Origin of the sequence: Micromonospora sp. NPDC023814, from assembly GCF_040639595.1 — a bacterium.
GTDB lineage: Bacteria > Actinomycetota > Actinomycetes > Mycobacteriales > Micromonosporaceae > Micromonospora.
The window spans coordinates 1-2150 of record NZ_JBFAAF010000206.1 but is presented as its reverse complement, the minus strand read 5'-3'; the positions used below and the strand labels follow the sequence as shown (position 1 = coordinate 2150).

Below are 2150 nucleotides of genomic sequence, written 5' to 3'. Positions count from 1 at the left end.
CCACGATCGACGGCGTTCCGCACACCCAACCATGATCCAACCCGAACGCCCCAGGTCAAGCCGACCCGCCGACGAGCACCTGACCAGTCACGCGAAGCAGGCCATCGATGACGACGGCGCACAGAGCCGTCTCGGCGTGATGCGCCCGCCGGTAGAAGATCTCACCCGGCTCCAGCGCGACCTCAACGGCGCGTTCCAGCAGGCTCGCAGTCACCTGCGGAGGCATGGCTGCGAACAGCGTGGATCCCCAAGCGCCCTGCGCGTCAGGCGAAAGGCGGTGAATCGGGTGAACCGCGCCAAGAACCCGGGCAGGCCGCCGAAGACCCGTTGCGGCAGGTGCCACCGGCAACGGAGAAGCGGCGAGAACTTGTGACATGTAGCCTCCACCACGCCGGTGAGTGTGACGGTGGAATAGGCCGCCAGTGAGGCAAAGCCGCGTCGTTGACCTCCAAGCCACCGTAGTTGCTGATCCTTGCGCCAGTTGCGTGAGATCCTCATCATCCAGTCGCCTGGCTATTGATCGCCCGAACGGACACCGTCCCACCGGTACAAGATCCATGCCTGACGGATGAGGCTACGGATGGTGATGATGGCGTCGGCGAGGTCGAAGTTGACCACGTCTTCTTTGCGTTCGTAGCAGCGTTGCAGCCGGTTGAAGGCGTTGTGCCAGGCGTTCGTGCGCTCGACGTGCCGCCGCAGGGTGGCCTGGACCGGGGCTTTGACGCCCTTGCAGGCGATCTCGCCGGTCAGCCTGCGGGCGGTGAGCAGGTCGCGGGTTTTCTGGGAGTCGTGCCCGGCATCCAGGTGCACGGTGATGGTGCCGGGCAGCGGGCCGAGGTCGTCGAGCCGGTCCAGGGTGGATTCCAGCAGCGGGGAGTCGTGGCGGTTGGCGCCGGCCAGGACGCGTCCCAGTGGGATGCCGCGGGCCTCGACCATGACCGAACGTCTCATGCCTTGCTTGCCGCGGTCGACCGGTGAACGGCCAGCGACCTCGCCACCGCCGGGCGCCTTGGTGATGCACCCATCGACGGCGAGGTCGTCCAGCAGGAGCCCGACGAGACGGTCGTAGGCGTTCAGCGCGATCGTCTTGAGCTGGGCGAACACGCCCAACTGGATCCACTCGTCGCGGCGGTTGCGGATCGTGGTGGCCGAGCAGGTCGAGTCGGCGATGCCCTGGTAGGAGCGGCCGAACCGCAGCACCTGCAGCAACTTGTCGAACACGATCCGGTCGGCGATACGCCGGCGGTGACAGCCCAGCGGATGGGTGGGATCGGTAGCGGGGCGGGGTGGCAGCAGCGCGGCGAACTGGTCCCACAAGGGGCCGCTCAGCCAAGATGGGACAGCGGGCACAGGCGTTCCAGTGATCACTAGGCGTAGAGACCTTCATGATCACTGATGCCTGTGCCCGTCTCCTACCCGGCTCATCCCCGCTGACCTATTTGCGCGGCCTATTATTACCCATCTCGGCGCACGAAGACTTCGTTGAGGTCGCCGTAGAGGCGCTGCTCGGTGAACCTGCCATCCGCGTTGACGATCGCCACCACTGCCCCGGGGATGTCGACTACCCTGCCGTCCTTCAAGTCGTACTTGATCCGGATCTCGAAGAAGGCGGTGTGTGTGCCGTCCCCATTGTCTGCCTCGAAGAAGCTCACGACGTCGTGCTCGATCTTTGAGCAGAAGTCGAGGACGTACTGGATGGACGACTCGGCAGCGGCTCTGCCGTAGACGGGCGCGGCGTTGGCGAACGTGAGCTTGATGTCCTCAGTCATCAGGTCGCACGCTTCGGACAGGTTGTTCCCGTCGATGAGCGCGTAGTACTGCTCGACAAGGCGTTGGGTGGATGGCGTGGCGGTCATCGTCGCTCCTAAGGCGATGGTCATGAGGGGACGGAGTGAGTATCGCGAGAGGGGCGACCATTGACAGTGATTTCAGTCACCGGAGCGGTCACGACGGCCTCGCTCATCACACCGACCCGCCGTACGAGTTCTCGGCCAGCATCGGATCGGCTGGTGACGGCGGATGATCAAATCGATCCCGAACAGCCCCTGCATACGCGCCCTAGTGTCCTGAGTCGTTGATTCGTTTGCAGTATGCGGCGACCGTTTCGAGGATGTCGTCAGCCGTCTTGGTCCACACGAACGGTTTGGGGT

At 64.6% G+C, this 2150-nt stretch carries 3 protein-coding genes; all 3 read right to left on the bottom strand.

Features of this window, described 5'->3' with window-relative positions; all coding sequences use genetic code 11:
• Positions 1-55 precede the first annotated feature (55 nt).
• The gene (locus AB0G14_RS35435; protein WP_357705140.1) at positions 56-376 is read right to left on the bottom strand and encodes a hypothetical protein; all 321 of its coding nucleotides are present in this window, start codon (positions 374-376) and stop codon (positions 56-58) included.
• Positions 377-513: 137 nt separating this feature from the next.
• Positions 514-1350 carry an IS5 family transposase gene (locus AB0G14_RS35430; protein ID WP_357705138.1) on the bottom strand — a complete coding sequence of 279 codons (837 nt, stop codon included), beginning with the start codon at positions 1348-1350 and terminating at the stop codon, positions 514-516.
• Between the two features lie 104 nt (positions 1351-1454).
• Positions 1455-1856, bottom strand: coding sequence for a nuclear transport factor 2 family protein (locus AB0G14_RS35425; protein ID WP_357705136.1), 402 nt, complete (start codon positions 1854-1856; stop codon positions 1455-1457).
• Positions 1857-2150: the final 294 nt, after the last annotated feature.

Bases quoted from the DNA above. Each gene is read 5' to 3' on its own strand.
- AB0G14_RS35435 (WP_357705140.1), bottom strand. From the start codon at position 376: ATGTCACAAGTTCTCGCCGCTTCTCCGTTGCCGGTGGCACCTGCCGCA.
- AB0G14_RS35425 (WP_357705136.1), bottom strand. From the start codon at position 1,856: ATGACCGCCACGCCATCCACCCAACGCCTTGTCGAGCAGTACTACGCG.